Origin of the sequence: Dactylosporangium sp. CA-139114, assembly GCF_050955725.1 — a bacterium.
In the GTDB taxonomy this organism is placed as follows: domain Bacteria; phylum Actinomycetota; class Actinomycetes; order Mycobacteriales; family Micromonosporaceae; genus Dactylosporangium.
Map to the genome: position 1 here is coordinate 5,002,369 of NZ_CP192080.1, position 23,309 is coordinate 5,025,677.

General features: G+C 75.7%; 2 protein-coding genes. Both read left to right on the top strand.

The genetic code is table 11. The annotated features are described in order from the left end of the window. Positions 1-93 precede the first annotated feature (93 nt). The gene (locus ACQP2P_RS22435; RefSeq protein WP_433618866.1) at positions 94-9,915 is read left to right on the top strand and encodes a type I polyketide synthase; all 9,822 of its coding nucleotides are present in this window, start codon (positions 94-96) and stop codon (positions 9,913-9,915) included. A gap of 29 nt (positions 9,916-9,944) precedes the next feature. Beyond that, positions 9,945-23,279 carry a type I polyketide synthase gene (locus tag ACQP2P_RS22440; RefSeq protein ID WP_433619213.1) on the top strand — a complete coding sequence of 4,445 codons (13,335 nt, stop codon included), beginning with the start codon at positions 9,945-9,947 and terminating at the stop codon, positions 23,277-23,279. Positions 23,280-23,309: the final 30 nt, after the last annotated feature.

Here is a 23,309-nt window from a genome sequence, read left to right on the forward strand (position 1 = left end):
TGGGGCCGCAGTAGGGGCGGCTAGGGGTTGTGACGCGGTTTCGCCGTCAAATACTTTCGTCGCAATGCGGAGACGCTCGTAGAAGGTGCGTTGATGGCAACTGAAGAAGCGCTGCGGGACTATCTGAAATTGGTCACGGCGGACCTGGCTGCGACCAAACAGCGGCTGCGAGACGTCGAGGCCGGCAGCCGCGAACCGATCGCCATCGTCGGCATCGCCTGCCGCTTCCCGGGCGGGGTCCGCGGTCCCGAGGACCTGTGGCGGCTCGTGTCGAGCGGCACCGACGCCATCGCCGAGTTCCCGGATGACCGGGGCTGGGACCTGGAGCACCTGTACCACCCCGACCCCGACCACCCCGGCACCTCCTACGTGGCCGAGGGCGGGTTCGTCGACTCCGCCGACCGGTTCGACGCCGCCTTCTTCGGCATCTCCCCGCGCGAGGCGCTGGGCATGGACCCGCAGCAGCGGATGCTCCTGCAGACCTCCTGGGAGGCGATCGAGCACGCGGGCATCGACCCCGCGGGGCTGCGCGGCCACCAGATCGGCGTCTTCGTCGCCACCTCGGGCCAGGACTACGTCACCGTCCTGCAGCAGTCGCCCGACAGCACCGAGGGCTACATCATCACCGGTACCGCGGCCAGCGTCGTCTCCGGCCGCATCTCCTACGCGCTCGGCCTCGAGGGCCCGGCCGTCACCGTCGACACCGCGTGCTCGTCGTCGCTCGTCGCCCTGCACCTGGCCACCCAGGCGCTGCGCAACGGCGAGTGCACGCTGGCGCTCACCGGCGGCTCGACCATCATGTGCAGCCCGGCCGCGTTCATCGGCTTCAGCCGCCAGCGCGGCCTGGCCCCGGACGGCCGGTGCAAGCCGTTCGCCGCCGGCGCCGACGGCACCGGCTGGGGCGAGGGCGCCGGCGTGCTGCTGCTGGAGCGGCTCTCCGACGCGCAGCGCAACGGCCACCCGATCCTCGCCGTCGTGCGCGGCAGCGCGGTCAACCAGGACGGCGCCTCCAACGGCCTCACGGCCCCGAACGGCCCGTCGCAGCAGCGCGTCATCCTCCAGGCGCTCACCAACGCCCAGCTCTCGCCGCACCAGATCGACATCGTCGAGACCCATGGCTCCGGCACGCCCCTCGGCGACACCATCGAGGCGCAGGCGCTGCTGGCCACCTACGGGCAGTCCCGCCCCGCCGACCGGCCGCTGCGGGTCGGCTCGGTGAAGTCGAACATCGGCCACTGCCAGGCGGCGGCGGGCGTCGCGGGCGTCATCAAGACCGTCATGTCGATGCGCAACGGGCTCTTCCCGAAGCTGCTCAACGTCGACGAGCCGTCGCCCGACATCGACTGGTCCACCGGCGCGCTCGCGCTGCCGCTGCGGGCCGAGGCGTGGCCGCGCCGCGACGAGCCCCGCCGCGCCGGCGTCTCCTCGTTCGGCATGAGCGGCACCAACGCCCACGTCCTGCTCGAAGAGGCCCCGGCCGCGGCAACCGAGGACGCGGCCGGGGACGCGGACGGCGTCGAGCCCCCGCTGGTGCCGATCGTGCTGTCGGCCCGCGACCACGAGGGCGTCGCCCGCCAGGCCCGCAAGCTGGCCGGCTGGCTGGGCACGGACGAGTCGCGGCGCCTCGCCGACACCGGCCTGTCCGCGGTCGTGTCCCGCTCCACGTTCGAGCACCGGGCCGTCGTGCTCGCGGGCGACCGCGCGGACGCCCTGCGCGCCCTCGGCGAACTCGCCGCCGGGGAGCCCTCCGCGGACGTCGTGTCCGGCAACGGTACCGCCGGCGCCACCACGGCCCCCCTGGCGTTCATGTTCTCGGGCCAGGGCGGCCAGCGCCCCGGCATGGGCCGCGAACTGGCCGCCGCGTACCCGGCGTTCGACCGCGCCCTGGACGAGGTCTGCGCGCTGCTCGACCCGCACCTGCCCCAGCCCCTCAAGCCCGTCGTCTTCGCCGCGGAGGGCACCCCCGAGGCGCAGCTGCTCGACCGCACCCGCTACACCCAGGCCGCGCTCTTCGCCGTCGAGGTCGCCCTCGCCGCGTTGGTGCGCGGCTGGGGCCTGCGGCCGGACCACGTCGTCGGGCACTCCTTCGGCGAGATCGCCGCCGCCCACGTCGCCGGCGTGCTGTCCCTCGCCGACGCCTGCGTGCTCGTCGCCGCCCGCGGCCGGCTCATGGAGCAGCTGCCCGGCGGTGGCGCGATGCTCGCGATCGGCGCCCCCGAGGCCGACGTCGCCCCGACGCTGGAGCCGTTCGGCGGCCGCGTCGTCATCGCCGCGGTCAACGGCCCGGCCGCCGTGGTCGTCTCCGGGGAGGCCGGCCCGGTCGCGGAGGTCAAGGCGCTCTGGGCCGCCCGCGAGGCCCGCACCAAGCTGCTGCGCATCAGCACCGCCTCGCACAGCCCGCTCATGGACCCGATGCTGGACGAGTTCGGCCGGATCGCGGCCGGGCTCACGTTCAACCCGCCGGCGGTGCCGTTCATGTCGACGGTCACCGGCGCGCCGGTGACCGAGTTCGACGCCGCCTACTGGGTGGGCAACGTCCGGCGCGCCGTCCGCTTCGCCGACGCCGTCACCGCCCTCGCCGACCTCGGCGTGACCGCGCTGGTCGAGCTGGGCCCGGACGGCGTCCTCGCCCCGATGGCCGAGAACACGCTGGGGGAGCGCCCCGGCGAGGTCCTCGTCGTGCCCGTCCTGCGCCGCGACCGGCCCGAGCCGCACGCCGCCCTCACCGCCCTGGCCCAGCTGCACGTGCGGGGCCGCACCGTCGACTGGGCCGCGCTGTTCGCCGGCACCGGCGCGCGCCGCGTCCCGCTGCCCACCTACGCGTTCGCCGAGCAGCGGTTCTGGCCGCGGCCCGGGCCGCCGCCGGCGACCGGCGGCGACGGCGAGTTCTGGGCCGCCGTCGAGCGTGGCGAGGTCCAGCAGCTCGCCACCGGCCCGGAGCTGGAGTCGCTGGAGTCGGCGCTGCCCGTCCTGGACCGCTGGCGCCGCAGCCGCAGCGAGCGCTCCGAGCTCGACGCGTGGTCGTACCTCATCAAATGGAAGCCCTTCGAGGTCCCCGAGCGCCCGGCGCCGAGCGGGCCCTGGCTGGTCCTGGTCCCGCGCACCGACGCTCCACAGTGGATCGCCGACCTGCTCGCCACGCTCGACGGGGCCGTGGCGCTCGAATACGGCGAAGAGGATCTCGATCGCGCCCGGCTCGCGGCGAAGGTGACGGGTGCGGCCGGCGTCATCCTGGTCACCGCCGGCCAGGACCGTCCCGTCGACGGGCTCCCCGGCAGCTCGATCGGCTCCGCGGCCGCGCTCGTGCTCACCCAGGCCCTCGACGACATCGGCAGCACGGCCCGCCTGTGGTGCCTCACCTCCGGTGCCGTCTCCGTCGGGCCCGCCGACCCCGTCGAGCACCCGCTCCAGGCGCTCGTCTGGGGTCTCGGCCGGGCCGCCGCCCTCGAATACCCGCAGTGGTGGGGCGGGCTCGTCGACCTCCCCGCGACCATCGACCGGCACGGCCTGCGGCGCCTCCCGGCAATCCTGGCCGGCGGGGAGGACCAGGTCGCGCTGCGCGGCTCGGGCGCCTACGGGCGGCGGCTGCTGCCCGCCCCGCCCGGCGGGGCCGCCGAACGTCCCTGGCAGCCCTCGGGCACCGTGCTCGTCACGGGCGGCACCGGGGCGCTGGGCGCACAACTGGCGCATTGGCTGCTGGATCGTGGCGCCGAACGGGTCGTGCTCGTCAGCCGGCGCGGGGCCGAGGCGCCGGGCGCCGCCGAGCTCGCGCGGGAGGCGGGGGTCGAGGTCGTCGCCTGCGACGTGACCGACCGCGACGCCGTCGCCGCCCTCGTCGCCGGGCTGCCCGGCCTGACCGCGATCGTGCACGCGGCCGGCGTCGACCAGCTCGCCGCGATGAGCGACACCACCCTCGCCGACTTCGCCGCCGTCACCGCCGCGAAGGTGCTCGGCGCCCTGCACCTCGACGCGGCCGTCGGGGACCGGCCGCTGGACGCGTTCGTGCTCTACTCCTCGATCTCGGCGATCTGGGGCAGCGCGGGGCAGTGCGCGTACGGCGCCTCGAACTCGGTCCTCGACGCGCTGGCCCAGCACCGCCGAGCCCGCGGGCTGGCCGGCACCGCGGTCGCGTGGACGGCCTGGGGCGGCCGCGACGGCATGGCCGCCAAGACCCCGGCCGCGCAGGCGATGCAGCGCCTCGGCGTGCCCCCGGTGCCGCCCGAGCGCCTGCTCGCGGCCCTGGACCGGGTGCTGCAGCGGCCGCACGCGTGCATGACCGTCGCCGACGTCGACTGGTCGCGCTTCTACCCCTCGTTCAGCCTGTCCCGCCCCAGCCCGCTGCTCGCCGACCTGCCGGCCGTGCTGGCGCTCACCGAGGCCGCCGAGCAGGACTCGGCCGGCGCGCCCGGCGGGGCGATCCCCTCGTCGCTGGCCCACCTGTCGGCGCTCGGCGCGGACGAGCAGCGGCGGGCGCTGCTGGACCTGGTCGGCGCCCAGACCGCGGTCGTGCTCGGCCACGGCGTCGGCGAGGACCTGCGGGACCGGCCGTTCAAGGAGCTCGGCTTCGACTCGCTCACCGCGGTCGAGTTCCGCAACAAGCTCAACGACGTCACCGGCCTGCGGCTGCCGTCCACGCTGGTCTTCGACTACCCGACGCCGATCGTGCTCGCCGAGCACCTGCACGAGCGGGTCTTCGGCGGCGCGAGCGCGGTGGCCGGGCCGGACCCGTCGGCGTCCCCGGCGGATGACCCGATCGCGATCGTCGGCATGGCGTGCCGCTACCCCGGCGGCATCACCAGCCCCGAGGACCTCTGGCGGATCGTCGCCGACGGCGTCGACGCGATCGGGGCCTTCCCGGCCGACCGGGGGTGGGCCGCGGCCGACGGCGCGGGCGGCTTCCTCGACGACGTGGCCGGCTTCGACGCCGCGTTCTTCGGCATCTCCCCGCGCGAGGCCCTCGCCATGGACCCGCAGCAGCGGCTGCTGCTCGAGGCGGCCTGGGAGGTCTTCGAGCGGGCCGGCATCGACGCGCACGGCGTGCGCGGCCGCCAGGTCGGCGTCTTCGTCGGCGCGTCCGGATCCGGCTACGGCAGCGGCCTGACCCAGGTGCCCGAGGGCGTCGAGGGCTACCTGATGACCGGCGGCTCCGGCAGCGTCATCTCCGGCCGCGTCGCCTACGCCTTCGGCCTCGAGGGCCCCGCCGTCACCGTCGACACCGCGTGCTCGTCGTCGCTGGTCGCCCTGCACCTGGCGGCCCAGGCCCTGCGCAACGGCGAGTGCGAGCTCGCGATCGCCGGCGGCGTCGCCGTGCTGGCCACCCCGAACACGTTCGCCGAGTTCTCCCGCCAGGGCGGCCTCGCCGGCGACGGGCGCTGCAAGGCCTTCGCCGCGAGCGCCGACGGCACCGGCTGGTCGGAGGGCGTCGGCCTGCTCCTCGTCCAGCGGCTCAGCGCCGCCCGGCGCGACGGCCGGCAGGTCCTGGCGATCGTGCGCGGCTCCGCGGTGAACCAGGACGGCGCCTCGAACGGGCTCACCGCCCCGAACGGGCCGTCGCAGCAGCGGGTCATCCGGGCCGCGCTCGCCGCGGCCGGGCTCGGCACCGACGACGTCGACCTGGTCGAGGCGCACGGCACCGGCACGGTCCTCGGCGACCCGATCGAGGCCCAGGCGCTGCTGGCGACCTACGGCCAGGACCGCGAGAGCCCCCTGTGGCTCGGGTCGGTGAAATCCAACCTCGGTCATCCCCAGGCGGCCGCGGGCGTCGCCGGCATCATCAAGACGGTCATGGCGATCCGGCACGGGGTGCTGCCCAAGACCCTCCACGTCGACGAGCCCACGCCGCACGTCGACTGGACGGCCGGCGCGGTGTCCCTGCTGACCGAGGCCCGGCCCTGGGAGGCGACCCGGCCACGGCGCGCGGCGGTGTCGTCGTTCGGCATCAGCGGTACCAACGCCCACACCATCATCGAGGAGGACGTCCTCGAACCCGTCGCCGCCGGCCCGGTCCCCGGCTCGCCGGTGCCGGTGCTGCTCTCGGCCCGCGACGGCGCCTCGCTGACGGCCCAGGCCGCCCGCTGGTCCGCGTTCGTCGCCGAGCACCCGGACCTGCGCCCGGCCGACCTCGCCTACTCCTCGGCCGTGGCCCGCGCCGCCCTCGAACGCCGGGCCGTCGTCGTCGCGCCCGACCGGCAGACCCTCGCCGACGGGCTCGACGCGCTCGCCGCCGGCCGCGAGCACCCGGCCGTCGCCACCGGCACGGCCGCCGCCCGGCCCGGCGTCGCGTTCCTGTTCCCGGGCCAGGGCGCCCAGCGGCTCGGCATGGGCGCCGAGCTCGCCCGCGAGCACCCCGTCTTCGCCGCCGCCTTCGACGCGGTGTGCGTCCACTTCGACCAGTTGCTGCCGCGGCCCCTCGCGAGCGTCATGCACGCCGACGCGGACGGGCTCGACCAGACGCGGTACACCCAGGCCGCCCTCTTCGCCTTCGAGGTGGCCCTGTTCCGCCTCCTGGAGCACCTGGGCCTGCGCCCCGACCATCTCGCCGGGCACTCCATCGGCGAGATCAGCGCCGCCCACGTCGCCGGCGTGCTCTCCCTGCCCGACGCGTGCCTGCTCGTCGACACCCGGTCGCGGCTCATGCAGGACCTGCCCGCCGGCGGCGCGATGCTGTCCGTGGCCGGGCCCGTCGAGGACCTGCCCGACGGCGTCTCGGTGGCCGCGGTCAACGGCCCCGGCTCGATCGTGCTGTCCGGCCCGGCCGAGCTCATCGACACGCTGCCGGGCAAGCGGCTGCGGGTCTCGCACGCGTTCCACAGCGCGCTGATGGAGCCGATGCTGGAGCCGTTCCGCGAGGTGCTGCGCACGATCACCTTCCACCCGCCGCGGATCCCGATCGTCTCCACCGTCACCGGCGCGCCGATCACCGCGTTCGACGCCGACTACTGGGTCACCCAGGTCCGCGACACCGTCCGCTTCGCCGACGCCGTCGCCCGCCTGCACTCCCTCGGCGCCCGCGCGTTCGTCGAGCTCGGCCCGGCCGCCGTGCTCAGCGCGCTCGTGCCGCACGCCGACGCCCTCGCCGTGCCGCTGGGCCGGGCCGGCCGGCCCGAGTCCCCGGAGCTGCTCGCCGCCCTCGGCCGGCTGCACGTGGCCGGCGTCCCGGTCGCCTGGCCTCGGCTCTTCGAGGGCACCGGCGCCGTCCGCGTCGACCTGCCGACGTACGCGTTCCAGCGTGAGCGGTACTGGATGCAGGACGCCCCGAACGGCACGGCCGACATCACCACCACCGGCCTGGACTCCACCGGCCACCCGATCCTCGGCGCGGCCACGGAGCTGCCGGAGGGCGAGGGCACCCTGTTCACCGGCCGGATCTCGCTGCGCACGCACCCGTGGCTGGCCGACCACGCCGTCATGGACACGATCCTCATCCCCGGCACCGCCTTCGTCGAGCTGGCCTCCTGGTGCGGCCGCCGCGTCGGCGCGCCCCGGGTGGCCGACCTGACGCTGGAGCAGCCGCTCGTGCTGCCCCGGGCCGGCGGCGTCGACCTGCAGGCCCGCGTCGGCGCGCCCGACCCGTCCGGCGGCCGCCCGGTCGCGATCTACTCGCGCCCCGACGCGCCCGGCGACGACCCCGAGGCCCGGCAGTGGCAGCGGCACGCGACCGGCCTGCTCACCGCCGACTCCGGCACCCCCGCGTACCTCGCCGGACAGTGGCCGCCCGCCGGCGCCGACGCGCTCGTGGTCGACGACATCTACCCGCGGCTGGCGACCCAGGGCTACCAGTACGGGCCGAGCTTCCAGGCCCTGCGCGCCGCCTGGCGCCTCGGCCGGGAGGTCTTCGCCGAGGTCGTTCTGCCCGCGTCCGTCGTCGCCGACGCCCGCGCCTTCGGCCTGCACCCCGCGCTCATGGACGCGGCGATGCACGCCCTCGGCGCGCCCGCCGCCGTCGCCTCCGACGAGCCGCCCGCCGAGCCCGGCCTGCCGTTCTCGTGGAACGGCGTCGCGGTCCACGCGACCGGCGTCTCGGAGCTGCGCGTGCGGCTCACCCCGTCGGACGGTGGCGGCCTCGCCATCGCCATGGCGGACACGACCGGCGCCCCGGTCGCCTCGGTCGCCGAGCTCGTCCTGCGCCCGGTGAAGGCCGGGCAGCTGTCGACCGGCAGCCGCTCGCTCTTGCGCCCGGAGTGGATCCCGGTGCCCACCGAGCCCGGCGCCCGCGCCGACGCCGTCATCCACACCGCCACCGGCGCGGCCGACGACGCGGTCGCCGACACGCACCGGCGCGTGCACGAGATGCTCGCCCGGGTCCAGGCCTTCCTCGCCGACGAGGACGGGGTGCTCGCGGTCGTGACCCGGGGCGCGGTGCCCGTCGCCGACGGCGACACCGTCACGGACCTGCCGGCCGCCGCGCTCTGGGGCATGCTCGGCTCGGCCCAGTCGGAGAACCCCGGCCGCATCGTGCTCGCCGACCTCGACGACGCCCCCGAGTCCGAGGCCGCGCTGCCCGCCGCGCTCGCCGGCGGCGAGCCGCAGATCGCCATTCGGGCCGGGCAGGTGTACGCGGCCCGTCTCGGCCGCCCGGTGGAGGCGCCCGCCGACGAGCCGCCCGCGCTCGGCGACGGCACCGTCCTCGTCACCGGGGCCACCGGCGCGCTCGGCCGGCTCATGGCCCGCCACCTCGTCACCGCCCACGGCGCGCGCCGGCTGCTGCTGCTCAGCCGCAGCGGGCCCGACGCCCCGGGCGCCGCCGCGCTGGTGGCCGAGCTCGAAGCGCTCGGCGCATCCGTGGACCTGGCCGCCTGCGACGTCGCCGACCACGCCGAGCTGGCCCGGACGGTCGCGGGGCACCCGCTCGTCGGCGTGGTGCACATGGCCGGCGTGCTCGACGACGGCGTGCTGAGCGCGCAGACGCCGCAGCGGTACGACACCGTGCTGCGGCCCAAGGTCGACGCCGCGTGGAACCTGCACCGGGTCACCGAGCACCTGCCGCTGCGCGCCTTCGTGCTGTTCTCCTCCGCGGCCGCCATCCTCGGCGGGCCCGGGCAGTCCAACTACGCCGCCGGCAACGCGTTCCTCAACGGGCTCGCCCACTACCGGCGGGCGCGCGGCCTGCCCGGCATCTCCATCGCCTGGGGCCCGTGGGCGGGCGCCGGCGGCATGACCGGCCACCTCGCCGACGCCGACGCGCGCCGGATGTCCCGCGGCGGCCTGACCCCGTTCGCGCCCGACGAGGGCCTGGCGCTGTTCTCGCAGGCGCTGGGCCGCCCCGAGCCGGTCCTCGCCCCGCTGCGGCTGAACCAGACCGCCTTCAAGAACGCCGGCGCGGCCGAGGTACCACCCGTGCTGCGCTCCCTCGTCCCGACCGCCGGCCCCGGGGCGGCGCCGCGGGGCGGGGCGGACGACCCGGCCGCCGCGCTGCGGGCCGCGCTCACCGGGCTGGACGGCCCCGAGCGCACCCGGATGCTCGCCGACCTCGTGCGCACCCAGGCCGCCGCGGTGCTCGGCTTCGCCTCGATGCGCTCGATCGACGAGGATCGCGGCTTCCTCGAGCTCGGCTTCGACTCGCTCATGGCGGTCGAGTTCCGCAACCGCCTCAACGCCGTCACGGGCCTGCGGCTGCCCTCGACGCTCATCTTCGACCGGCCGACGAGCGCCGCCCTCGCCGACTACCTCGCCTCGACCCTCGCGGCCGAGAAGGCGGTCTCCGCCTTCGCGATCCTCGGCGAGCTGACCCGGATCGAGGCGAGCATGGACGCGGTCCCGCTCGACGACACCCACCGCGCCGTGGTCGGCAGCCGCCTGCGCGACCTGCTCGCCCGGTGGACGACGCCCGAGGCGGCCGGCGGCGACCTGGCGCTGCAGACCGCGTCGGCCGAGGAGCTCTTCACCTTCCTGGACGACGAACTAGGGGCCGTCTGATGCCCACTGAGGCAGAGTTCCTCGACTACCTGCGGCGCGCCTCGGCGGACCTGCGCGACACCAAGCGCCGGCTGCGCGAGCTCGAGGCCCGCGGGAACGCACCCATCGCGATCGTCGGCATGTCCTGCCGGTACCCCGGCGGCGTCACCGACCCCGAGAGCCTCTGGCGGCTCGTCGCGCAGGGCGGCGACGCGATCGGCGGGTTCCCCGACGACCGCGGCTGGGACCTGCCCGGCCTGTACGACGCCGACCCCGACCGCAGCGGCGCCACCTACGTCCGCCACGGCGGCTTCCTGCACGACGCCGCCCACTTCGACCCGGCGTTCTTCGGCATCAGCCCGCGCGAGGCCCTCGCCATGGACCCGCAGCAGCGGCTCCTGCTGGAGGCGTCCTGGGAGGCCTTCGAGTCGGCCGGCCTCGACCCGGCCCGCCTGCGCGGCAGCCGCGCCGCGGTCTTCGCCGGGGTCATGTACCACGACTACGTCTCCCGCGCGATGGACGTCCCCGCCGGCGTCGAGGGCTACCTCGGCACCGGCAACTCCGGCAGCGTCCACTCCGGCCGCGTCGCCTACACCTTCGGCCTGGAGGGCCCGGCCGTCACCGTCGACACCGCCTGCTCCTCCTCGCTCGTCGCGCTGCACCTCGCCGTCCAGGCGCTGCGGCAGGGGGAGTGCGACCTCGCCCTCGCCGGCGGTGTGACCGTGATGGCGACCCCGGGCACCTTCGTGGAGTTCGCCCGTCAGCGCGGCCTCGCCCCCGACGGCCGCTGCAAGTCCTTCGCGGGCGCCGCGGACGGCACCGGCTGGTCCGAGGGCGTCGGCATGCTCGTCGTCGAGCGCCTCTCCGACGCCGAGCGCCTCGGCCACCCGATCCTCGCCGTCGTGCGGGGCAGCGCGGTCAACCAGGACGGCGCCAGCAGCGGGCTCACCGCCCCGAACGGCCCGTCGCAGGAGCGGGTCATCCGCCAGGCCCTCGCCGGGGCCGGCCTGTCCACCGCCGAGGTCGACGCCGTCGAGGCGCACGGCACCGGCACGGTCCTCGGCGACCCGATCGAGGCCCAGGCGCTGCTGGCCACCTACGGGCAGGACCGCCCGGAGGACCGTCCGCTGTGGCTCGGCTCGATCAAGTCCAACCTCGGCCACACCCAGGCCGCCGCGGGCGTGGCCGGCATCATCAAAATGATCATGGCGATGCGCCACGGCGTGCTGCCCCGCACGCTGCACGTGGACGAGCCCACCCCGCACGTCGACTGGACCGCGGGCGCGGTGTCCCTGCTCACCGAGGCCCGCCCGTGGCCGGCCGCGGACCGCCCGCGCCGGGCCGGGATCTCCTCGTTCGGCGTGAGCGGCACCAACGTCCACGTCGTCATCGAGGCCCCGCCGCAGACCGCGCCGGAGCCCGCCCCGGCGGACGCGCCGCTGCCGGTCGTGCCCCTGGTGGTGTCGGCGCGCTCGGCCGCGTCGGCGCACGCGTACGCCGAGCGCCTCACCGCGTTTCTCGACTCCCATCCGGACGTGCGCCGGGTGGACGCCGCCCACTCGCTGATTGCCGCCCGGGCCCGGTTCGACCACCGCCTGGTCATGCTGCCGGGCGGCCCGGTCGCGGGCGTCGCCACCGGTCGCACGGTCGGCGTGCTGTTCTCGGGCCAGGGCGCCCAGCGGGCTGGCATGGGTTCCGGGCTGCGTGACTTCCCGGTGTTCCAGCGGGTGTACGCCGAGGTGCGGTCCCACTTCGGTGCGCTGCCGGACGAGCGGATCGACGACACGGAGATCACCCAGCCGGCGCTGTTCGCGATCGAGGTCGCCCTGTACGAGCAGTTGAGGGCGTGGGGTCTGCAGCCTTCGGTGGTCGGTGGTCACTCGATCGGTGAGCTGGTCGCGGCGTATGTGGCCGGGGTGTGGTCGCTGGAGGACGCGTGCAAGGTGGTCGCGGCCCGCGCGAGGTTGATGCAGGCCCTGCCGCCGGGTGGCGGGATGCTGGCGGTCGGCGCTCCGGTTGAGGACGTGCCCGAGGGTGTTTCGGTTGCGGCGATCAATGGGCCGAACGCGTGGGTGCTGTCCGGTCCTGCCGAGTTGCTGCCCGAGTTCCCGGGGGTCCGGACGAGTCGGCTGCGGGTTTCGCACGCGTTCCACTCGGCGTTGATGGAGCCGATGCTGGACGAGTTCCGCGAGGTCTTGGCAGGCGTCACCTTCAACCCGCCGCAGATCCCCATCGTCTCCAACGTCACCGGTGGGCTGATCGCGGAGTTCGACGCCGACTACTGGGTGCGGCACGTGCGTGGCACGGTGTTGTTTGCCGACAACGTGGCCGCGATGCGCGCCGAGGGTGTCGACACCTTTGTCGAGGTCGGGCCGGACGCGATCCTCGCGCCGCACCTGCACGGGGACGAGGCCGTGGTCGTCGCGTCGCTGCGGCGGAACCGCGACGAGCCCGAGACGCTGCTGCGGGCCGTCGCCGAGCTGTTCGTGGCCGGGGTCGAGGTCGACTGGAACGCGGTGTTCGCCGGGGCCGGGGGACGGACCGTCGAGCTGCCGACGTACGCGTTCCAGCACGAGCGCTACTGGCTCGAGTCGGCCGGCGGCGTCGGGGACCTGGCCGGGGCCGGGCTCGGGGTGGTCGGGCATCCGTTGCTGAGCGCGGCGCTGCGCGTCGCCGAGGACGATGTCGTCCTGCTCACCGGCCGGCTCTCGCTCGCGGCCCAGCCGTGGCTCGCCGACCACGCGATCGGGGACGTGGTGGTCGTGCCCGGGACCGCGCTCGCCGAGATGGCGGTCCGGGCCGGCGACGAGGTCGGCGCCGCCGTCGTGGAGGAGCTGTCGCTCGTCGCGCCGCTGGCCGTGCCGCCCGCGGGCGGGGTCGCGGTCCAGGTCCGGGTCGGGCCGGCGGACGCGTCCGGTCGCCGTGCGGTGACCATCTCGTCGCGGCCCGACGCCGAGGACGAGTGGGTCCGGCACGCGGAGGGCACGCTGGGCGTCGCCGCCGGCGAGGTCTCGTTCGCGTGGACGCCGGGCGACGAGGTGCCGGTCGGCGACTGGTACTCGCGGGCGGCGGTGACGTACGGGCCGGCGTTCCAGGGACTCCGGCGGCTGTGGCGCGGCGGCGAGGACGAGCTGTTCGCCGAGGTGGCGGTGGACGACCCGGGGTCGTTCGCGGTCCATCCGGCCCTGCTGGACGCGGCGCTGCACCCGATCGGGCGGCTCGACCCGGACGCGGGCCTGCCGTTCGTCTTCGCCGGGGTCCGCGTGCACGCGACCGGCGCCGCCGCCCTGCGCGTGCGCATCCGGGGCACCGCCGCCGCCGGCTTCGAGCTGCTCGCGGCCGACGAGTCCGGGCAGCCGGTCGTGTCGATCGAGCGGGTGGTGCTGCGGGCGGTGACCACCGGGTCGTCCGCCCGCCGGGACCTGTACGAGGTCGCGTGGCAGCCGCGCGAGGTCCCGCCCGCGCCGCTGGACGCGGACGTGACGGTGTGGCGGGTGCCGCCGATCGGCGACGCGTCCGTCCCGGGGGCGGTGGACGCGCTGGTCGGCGAGGCGCTGTCGGTCGCGGGGCGAGTGCTGGCGGGGTCTGGTCGTCTGGTCGTCGTGGCGGAGCCGGATGATCTGGGCGCGGCAGCGGTGTGGGGTCTGCTGCGCGTGGCGGCCGCGGAGCACCCGGGCCAGATCGTGCTGGTCTCCGGTGACGCCGCCGCGGAAGTGCTCGGTGGTGTGGTCGCGGCCGGGCTCGGCGAGGTTCGGGTTCGCGACGGTGCGGTGCTCGTTCCGGGACTGACCCGGTCCTCGTCGCCGTCCGGTGCCGTGGACCTGGCCGGTGGCACGGTGCTGGTCACCGGCGGGCTGGGTGCGCTGGGCCGGGTCGTGGCGCGGTGGCTGGTGGACGTGTGTGGTGCCGGTGAGGTGGTGCTGGTCGGGCGGCGTGGTGGTGAGGTGCCCGGGGCGCGGGTCGTGGCGTGCGACGTCACCGACCGGGACGCGGTCTTCGAGCTGGTGGCCGGCATGGCGAACCTGGTCGGTGTCGTGCACGCGGCCGGCGTCCTCGACGACGGGGTGTTCACGGGGTTGACGCCGGAGCGGGTGAGCCGGGTGCTGGCGCCGAAGGTGGCCGGGGCGTGGTGGCTGCACGAGGCGACCCGCGACCATCCGCTGCGACTGTTCGTGCTGTTCTCCTCCCTGGCCGGGGTCGTCGGCAGCCCCGGGCAGGCGGCCTACGCGGCCGGCAACGCCTTCCTCGACGGGCTCGCCGCCCACCGGCGCGCGCTCGGGCTCCCCGCGGTCTCGATCGCGTGGGGGCTCTGGGACCTCGGCATGGGCGCCGACCTCGCCCGCACCGGTGCCGCCGCCCTCGACGCCGGGACCGGGCTCGCGATGCTCGGCGACGCCCTGGCCGGCGCCCCGGCCCTGCTCGTCGCCGCCCGGTTCGACCTCGACGCGCTGCGGGGCCTGGCCGGCGTCCCCGAGGTGCTGCGGCCCCTCGTCGGCCGGACCGCGCCCCGCCGGGCCGTCGCCGGGGGCGCGAGCGGCGACTGGGGGACCCGGCTCGCCGGACTGCCGCGGGACGAGGCCCGGGACGTGGTCGTCGGTCTCGTACGAGCCCTGGTCGCCACCGTCCTGGGCTACCCGGACCCGGAGCCCGTGGTGCTCGACCGGGCCTTCCGGGACATGGGATTCGACTCCCTCGCCGCCGTCGACCTGCGCAACCGTCTCACCGCCGCGACCGCCCTGCAGATGCCCGCCACGGTCGTGTTCGACTACCCGAACCCGCTGCTGCTCGCCGGCTTCGTCCTCGACCGGCTCACCGGCGCCGAGGCCGGGCGGGTCGTCGCCCTTCGCCGGGCCACCGACGACGACCCGATCGCGATCGTCGGCATGGCCTGCCGCTACCCGGGCGGCGTCCAGGACCCCGCGGGCCTCTGGAACCTGCTGCGCACCGGCGGCGACGGCATCGGCGAGTTCCCCACGGACCGCGGCTGGGACCTGGCACAGCTGCGCGACGGGGCGAGCTCGACGCAGCTCGGCGGCTTCCTCTACGACGCCGCGCTCTTCGACCCCGAGTTCTTCGGCATCAGCCCGCGCGAGGCCCTGGCCATGGACCCGCAGCAGCGGCTCCTGCTGGAGACGTCCTGGGAGGTCCTGGAGTCGGCGGGCCTGGAGCCGGCCACCCTGCGCGGCTCCCGCACCGGCGTCTTCGCCGGCGTGATGTACCACGACTACGTCTCCCAGCTCCTCGACGCCCCCGCCGGCGTCGAGGGCTACGTCGGCACCGGCAACTCCGGCAGCGTCGTCTCCGGCCGCATCGCGTACACCTTCGGCTTCGAGGGCCCCGCCGTCACCATCGACACCGCCTGCTCGTCCTCGCTGGTCGCCCTGCACCTCGCCGCCCAGTCGCTGCGCCAGGGCGAGTGCGACCTGGCCCTGGCCGGCGGCGTCACCGTGATGGCCACGCCGGGCACGTTCGTCGAGTTCTCCAAGCAGCGCGGCCTCTCCTTCGACGGCCGCTGCAAGTCCTTCGCGGGGGCGGCGGACGGCACGGGCTGGTCCGAGGGCGTCGGCGTGCTGCTGGTGGAGCGTCTGTCGGACGCGCGGCGGCTGGGGCACCCGGTGCTCGCGGTCGTGCGGGGCTCCGCCGTGAACCAGGACGGCGCGTCGAACGGGCTGACGGCTCCGAACGGTCCCTCGCAGCAGCGGGTGATCCGCCAGGCGCTCGCCGGCGCCGGACTGAACCCGTCGGACGTGGACGCGGTCGAGGCGCACGGCACCGGCACCCGCCTCGGCGACCCGATCGAGGCCCAGGCCCTGCTCGCCACCTACGGCCAGGACCGCGAAAAGCCGCTCTGGCTCGGCTCGGTCAAGTCGAACATCGGCCACACGCAGGCCGCCGCGGGTGTCGCGGGTGTGATCAAGATGGTCCTCGCCATGCGCCACGGCGTGCTGCCCCGGACCCTGCACGTGGACGAGCCGACCCCGCACGTCGACTGGTCGGCCGGCGCGGTGTCGCTGCTGACCGAGCCGCAGGCGTGGCCGGTCAACGGGCACCCCCGCCGGGCGGCCGTGTCGTCGTTCGGCATCAGCGGCACGAACGCCCACGTGATCCTGGAGGCGTTCGAGGAGCCGGAACCGGAGCCCGTCGCGGCGTCCCTGGTGCCGCTGGTCGTGTCGGCTCGTTCGCCCGAGGCGGTGCGGGAGTCGGCCGCGCGTGTGTCGGCGTTCGTGGACGCGCATCCGGAGTTGAGCCTGGCTGATGTCGGGCGTTCGCTGCTGTCGCGGGCCACCTTCGATCACCGCATGGTGCTGTTGCCGGGCGAGCCGGTGACGGGTGTTGCCGCGGCCCGCCGGGTCGGGGTGCTGTTCTCGGGCCAGGGCGCCCAGCGGGCCGGGATGGGTTCCACGCTCGACTTCCCGGTGTTCAACCGGGTCTACGCCGAGGTGTGTGCGCACTTCGGTGAGCTGCCGGACGAGCGGATCGACGACACGGAGGTCACGCAGCCGGCGTTGTTCGCGATCGAAGTCGCGTTGTACGAGCAGTTGAAGGCCTGGGGCTTGCGGCCGTCGGTCGTCGGCGGTCACTCGATCGGCGAGCTGGCCGCGGCGTATGTGGCCGGGGTGTGGTCGCTGGAGGACGCCTGCAAGGTCGTGGCGGCCCGGGCGAGGTTGATGCAGGCCCTGCCTTCGGGTGGGGGAATGCTGGCGGTCGGCGCTCCGGTCGAGGACGTGCCCGAGGGCGTTTCGGTGGCTGCTATCAATGGGCCGTCGTCCTGGGTGTTGTCGGGCCCGGCCGAGCTGCTGCCCGAGTTCCCAGGTGTTCGGACGAGTCGGCTGCGGGTGTCGCATGCGTTCCACAGCGCGTTGATGGAGCCGATGCTGGAGGAGTTCCGCGCGGTCCTCGACACCGTCACGTTCCATCCGCCGCAGATCCCGATCGTCTCCAACGTGACCGGTGGCCTCATCAGCGAGTTCGACGCCGATTACTGGGTGCGGCATGTGCGGGGCACGGTGTTGTTTGCCGACAATGTGGCCGCGATGCGCGCCGAGGGCGTTGACACGTTCGTCGAGGTCGGGCCCGACGCCATCCTCGCGCCGCACCTGCACGGGGACGATGCCGTGGTCGTCGCGTCGCTGCGGCGGAACCGCGACGAGTCCGAGACGCTGCTGCGGGCCGTCGCCGAGCTGTTCGTGGCCGGGGTCGACGTGGACTGGAAGGCCGTCGCCGGGGGCGCCGGGCGACCCGTCTTCGGGCTGCCCACCTACGCGTTCCAGCGGGAGCGGTTCTGGCCCGCCCCGGCGCGCCGGACCGGGAAGGTCGACTCGTGGGCGTACCGCGTCCGGTGGACCCCGCTGCCCACGTCCACCGCGGCGCTCACCGGCCGGTGGCTGGTCCTCGAACCCGGTGACGCCGTCGCCGCCGACCTGCGCGCGGCCGGGGCCACGGTCGAGACCGAGCCGGCGGACCTCGACGGTCTCGCCGGCGTGGTGCTGGTCGAGCCCTCCGCCGGGGCCGTCCTGGACCAGCTGCGCGGCGACAGCGCCGCCAAGGTCTGGTGCGTGACCCGCGGGGCCGTCGCGGTCGACGCGGGTGACGTGCTGGATGACGTGGTGACCGACGCCGAGGCCGGGGTCGTGTGGGGCCTGGGCCGGGTCGCCGCGCTGGAGCAGCCCTCACGCTGGGGCGGCCTCATCGACCTCGACGGCGACGGCGGCATCGCCGCCGTGCTGGCCGACGGCCGCGAGCGGCAGGTCGCGATCCGGGGCGGGAAGGCGTACGCCCCCCGGCTCACCCGCGCCACCCTGCCCGCCGAGCCCACCTGGACACCCTCCGGCACCGTCCTGGTCACCGGCGGGACCGGCGCCCTCGGCGCCCGCGTGGCCCGCTGGGCCCTCCAGGCGGGCGCCGCACGCGTGGTCCTGCTGTCCCGGCGCGGCCTCGACGCCCCCGGCGCCGAAGACCTCCTCGCCGGCCTGCGCGCCCACGGCGCGGCCGACATCGAGGCGTGCGACATCACCGACCGCGACGCCCTCGCCCGCATCACCGGCGGCATCGACGACCTCACCGCCGTCGTGCACACCGCCGGCGTGCCCGGCGCGCCGACCGCCGTCCAGGACCTCTCCGAGGACGAGCTCGCCGCCGTGCTCGGCCCCAAGTTCACCGGCGCCGTCAACCTCGACGCCGTCACCCGCGACCGGCGGCTCGACGCGTTCGTGGTCTTCTCCTCGGCGGCCGGCGTGTGGGGCGGCGCGGGGCAGGGCGCGTACGCCGCGGCGAACGCAGCCGCCGACGCGCTCGTCGCGCTCCGCCGCGGCCGCGGGCTCGCCGCCACCTCGCTCGCCTGGGGGCCGTGGGGCGACGGCGGCATGGCCGACGAGCAGTCCGCGGCCCGGCTGCACCGGCGCGGGCTCGCCCTCCTCGATCCCGGCGCCGCGGTCGCCGGCCTGAGCCGCCTGGTCAACGCCGAGCCGCTGCTCACGGTCGCCGACGTCGACTGGGACGTGCTGGCCAAGGCATTCCGGGCGGTCGGCGTCGGCGGGCTGTTCGACGTGGTGGCGCCGGTCGAGGCGCCGGTGTCGTCGGCGGTGGTGGTGCGGCGGTCGCGGGACGAGCTGGTGGGTCTGGTCCGGCGTGAGGTCGCGGCGGTGCTCGGGCATGCCGGGGTGGATGCGGTCGGGGTTCGGCGGCCGTTCCGGGAGTTGGGGTTCGATTCGCTGGCCGCGGTGGAGCTGCGGGACCGGCTGGCGCGGCTGTGCGGGGTGGAGCTGTCCTCGACGGTCGTGTTCGACCACCCCTCGGTCGCGGAGCTGGCCGGGTTCCTGGCCGGTGGGGCCGCGGACGAGCAGGTCCGCGCCGCGGTCGCCGTCGACGGCGAGCCGATCGTCATCGTCGGCATGGGTTGCCGCTTCCCGGGTGGCGTGCGCTCGGCCGACGACCTGTGGGACCTGGTCGACGCGGGCCGCGACGCGATGGGCGGGTTCCCGGCGGACCGCGGGTGGGACGGGCTCAGCGGCGACTTCGCCCGGGTCGGCGGATTCCTGGACGGCGCCACCGAGTTCGACGCCGGGTTCTTCGGCATCTCGCCGCGGGAGGCCCTGGCCCTGGATCCGCAGCAGCGGTTGCTGCTGGAGGTCTGCTGGGAGGTCTTCGAGGGCGCCGGGGTGCCGGTGGACGGGCTCAAGGGTTCGCTGACGGGCGTGTTCATGGGAACCAACGGCCAGGACTACGGGACGCTGCTGCTGGGTGCCGGGGCCGAGGTCGACGGCTATCAGGCGACGGGGAACTCGGCGTCGGTGGTGTCGGGGCGGCTCGCCTACTGGTTCGGGCTGCAGGGGCCGGCCGTGACCGTCGACACCGCGTGCTCGTCGTCGCTCGTCGGGCTGCACCTGGCCGTCCAGGCGCTGCGGAACGGGGAGTGCGACCTGGCTCTGGCCGGTGGTGTGACGGTGATGTCGACGCCGGGGGCGTTCCTGGAGTTCGATGCGCAGGGCGGCCTCGCCGGCGACGGCCGCTGCAAGTCCTTCGCGGCGGGCGCGGACGGCACCGGCTGGGGCGAGGGCGTCGGCGTCCTGCTCGTGGAACGCCTGTCGGACGCGCGGCGCAACGGGCACCCGATCCTCGCGGTGGTGGCCGGCAGCGCGGTCAATCAGGACGGCGCCTCGAACGGTCTGACGGCCCCGAACGGCCCGGCGCAGCAGCGGGTGATCCGGCAGGCCCTGGCGGGTGCCGGCCTCGACGCCGCCGACGTGGACGTCGTGGAGGCCCACGGCACCGGGACGAGGCTCGGTGACCCGATCGAGGCCCAGGCGTTGATCGCCACCTACGGCCGGGACCGGCGGGAGCCGTTGTGGATCGGGTCGGTGAAGTCGAACATCGGGCACACCCAGGCCGCGGCCGGTGTCGCCGGGGTGATCAAGATGGTGAAGGCCCTCGAACACGGCATCCTGCCGCGAACGCTCCACGTCGACGAGCCGACCCCGCACGTGGACTGGTCGGCCGGCGCGGTGTCCATCCTCACCGAGGCCCGGGCCTGGCCCGACAACGGCCGCCCGCGCCGCGCCGCCGTGTCGTCGTTCGGCATCTCCGGCACCAACGCGCACACCATCCTCGAAGCGCCCCCGATCGCGACCGAGCCGCCGGCCGGGAGCAGCGGCGGCACCCTGGACGGCGTGTGGCTGATCTCCGGGGCCGACGCCGCCGGACTCAAGGCCCGGGCCGCGCAGCTCGCCGACTGGGCCGAGACCTCCGGCGCCGACCCCGCCTGGGAACTGGCCGTCCACCGCTCGCACCTCGGCGTCCGCGCCGCGGTCACCGGCCGCGACAAGGCGGCACTGCTCGCCGGGCTGCGATCCGTCGAGGGCACGCGCGCGGGGGAGCGCGGCGGTGTCGTGTGGATGTTCTCGGGCCAGGGCGCGCAGCGGGCCGGGATGGGCCGCGAGCTGTATGAGGCGTTCCCGGTGTTCGCCGATGTGGTCGATCGTGCGTGCGAGCTGTTGCCGGATGGTCTGCAGTCGGTGATGTTCACCGATGGTGAGCGGCTGACGCAGACGGTGTTCACGCAGGCGGCGCTGTTCGTGGTCGAGATCGCGACGGCGGAGTTGCTGCGGTCGTGGGGTGTCCCGGTCGCGTGGGTGATGGGGCACTCGGTCGGCGAGATCGCGGCGGCCTATGTGGCCGGGGTGCTGTCGCTTGAGGACGCGTGCCGGCTGGTGTCGGCCCGTGGGCGGCTCATGCAGGCGCTCCCGGCCGGTGGGGCGATGCTGGCCGTCGGTGGACACCCCGAGATCCTGCCGGACGGGGTATCGGTGGCGGCGGTCAACGGGCCGGAGTCGATCGTGCTCTCCGGGCCGGCCGACGTGCTCGACGCCCTGGACCTGCCGTTCCGGACCAAGCGGCTGACGGTGTCGCACGCGTTCCACTCAGCGTTGATGGACCCGATGCTGGAGCCGCTCCGGGCCGAGGTCGCGGCGATGACCTTCCACGCGCCCAGCATCCCGATCGTGTCCACGGTGACCGGCGAGCTGATCACGGAGTTCGACGCGGAGTACTGGGTGCGGCACGCCCGGGACACGGTGCGGTTCGCCGACGCCGTCACGTTCGTGCGGGGGCACGGTGCGGACACGTTCCTGGAGATCGGGCCCGATGCGGTGCTGACCCCGATGCTCGACGCCGACGAAGTCGTCGCCGTCCCCGTCATGCGGCCCGGCTCGACCATCGCGGACGCGCTGGGGCGCCTGCACGCGCACGGCGTCGCGATCCCGTGGGAGCGGATCCTCAAGCCCGGCGGGCGCCTCCCCGAACTGCCGACCTACCCGTTCCAGCGCCGCCGCTACTGGCCGACCATCAAGCCGCCGACCGGCGCCGACGACGGACTCTGGCAGCTGCTGCGGGGTCTCGACGCCGACCAGCCCCTGCGGGAGGTCCTGCCCGCGCTCACCCGCCTGCGCAACACCGAGCAGACGCGGCCGTGGCGCTACCGGATCACCTGGCCCGCGGAGCAACCCGCCGCCCGCGCCGACGCCGCCGGGCACCGCTGGCTGCTCGTGCACACCCCGGCCACCACGGACACGGCCGAGCAGATCGCCAAGGGCCTGCGGGAGCACGGCGCCGCGGCCGAGGCCACGACCGACCTCGAAGCCGCGCTCGGCGACTTCCAGCCGACCGCCGTCGTCTCCCTGCTCGCCCTCGACACCTCGCCGCACGCCGGCCACCCGCACCTCCCCGCCGGCCTCGCGGCCAACCTGGAGCTCCTCCGGCAGCCCGTCGCCGTCTGGCTCTGCACCCAGCAGGCGGTCAAGACGGGCCCCGAAGACCTGCCGCCGGACGCCGACCAGGCGGCCACCTGGGGCCTCGGCCACGTCGCGGCGCTGGAGCGGCCGCACCTGTACCGCGGCCTCGTCGACCTGCCCGCCGAGCTCACCCCGGCCGCCGTCACGCAGCTCGCCCACACGCTCACCACCGACCGCGAGCACACCGCGATCCGGCCCGGCACCGTCCACACGCGACGGCTCGTCCGCGCCGGGGCGACCACGTCGGCCGAGGCGACCCGCCCGTTCCGGCCGACCGGCGCCACCCTCATCACCGGCGCCAGCGGCAGCCTTGCCGCCCACACCGCGCGCTGGCTCACCGGCAACGGCGCCGAACGGCTGATCCTCGTCAGCCGCCAGGGCCCCGACGCGCCCGGCACCGCCGAGCTCACCGAACGCCTCACCGCCGCCGGGGCCACGGTCCGCGTCCTCGCCTGCGACGTGACCGACCGCGGCGCCGTCGCCGCGCTCGCGGACCGCCTGCGCCGCGACGGCGAGACCATCACCACGATCGTCCACGCCGCCGGCGTCGCCCGGCTCACCCCGGTCGCGGACGTGCCCGTCGGCGAGCTGGCCGAGGTGACCGCGGCGAAGCTCGCCGGCGCCCGCAACCTGCACGAGCTCATCGACCGCGACCACCTCGAGGCCGTCGTCTACTTCACCTCCGTCGCGGGCGTGTGGGGCGTCGGCCGGCACGGCGCCTACGCGGCCGGCAACGCGTTCCTCGACGCCTGGGCCGAGCGCCTGCGCGCCGAGGGCATCCCCGCCGTCTCCGTCGCCTGGGGCCCGTGGGGCGGCGGCGGGATGATCGACGAGCCGACCGGAGCCGAGATGGCCCGCCGGGGCGTGCGGCTCCTCGATCCCGAGGCGGCGGTTTCGGTACTCCACGACGCCCTCGCCCACGACGACCCCACGCTCGTGGTGGCCGACGTCGACTGGCCGCGCTTCGCCCCGATCTACGCCTCGGCCCGCCCGCGGCCGCTGCTGAGCCTGATCCCCGAGGCCGGTGACGGCCCCGCCGACCGCGACGGCCCCGACGGACCCGACGAGCACGCGGGCGCCGACCTGCGCCGCCGCCTCGACGGCCTGGCCGAGCCCGACCGCGCCCGCCTCCTCGTCGACCTGGTGCTCACCGCGGCGGCCGGGGTCCTCGGCCACGAGCGCGCCGACGAGCTCGAGCGCAGCCGCCCGTTCCGCGAGGTCGGCTTCGACTCCCTCACCGCCGTCGAGCTGCGGGCCCGGCTCGCCGCCGCCACCGGGCTGCGGCTGGCCACCACGATCGTCTTCGACTACCCGACGCCGATCGCCCTCGCCGAGCACCTGCGCGCCGAGCTCGGCGACGGCGGCGGGGACGAGACGCTGCCGACGACCGAGGAGCTCGACGGCCTCGAGGACATGCTCAGCCGCCGCCCGCAGGACGACCTCGGCCGGATGCGGGTCACCCTGCGCCTGCAGAGCCTGCTGCAGCGGCTCACCGCGGCCGAGCCCGCCGACGGCGGCGCCGAGGCCGTCGACACCCTCCGGGTCGCCAGCAACGAGGAACTGTTCGACCTCGTGGACAACGCGCTCGGCCTGTCCTGAACGGACCGCCGGACCGACGCTGAAAGAAGG

What these genes read in the sequence shown, in the direction of transcription:
- ACQP2P_RS22435 (WP_433618866.1), top strand. Translation starts at nt 94, where the DNA reads ATGGCAACTGAAGAAGCGCTGCGGGACTATCTGAAATTGGTCACGGCG.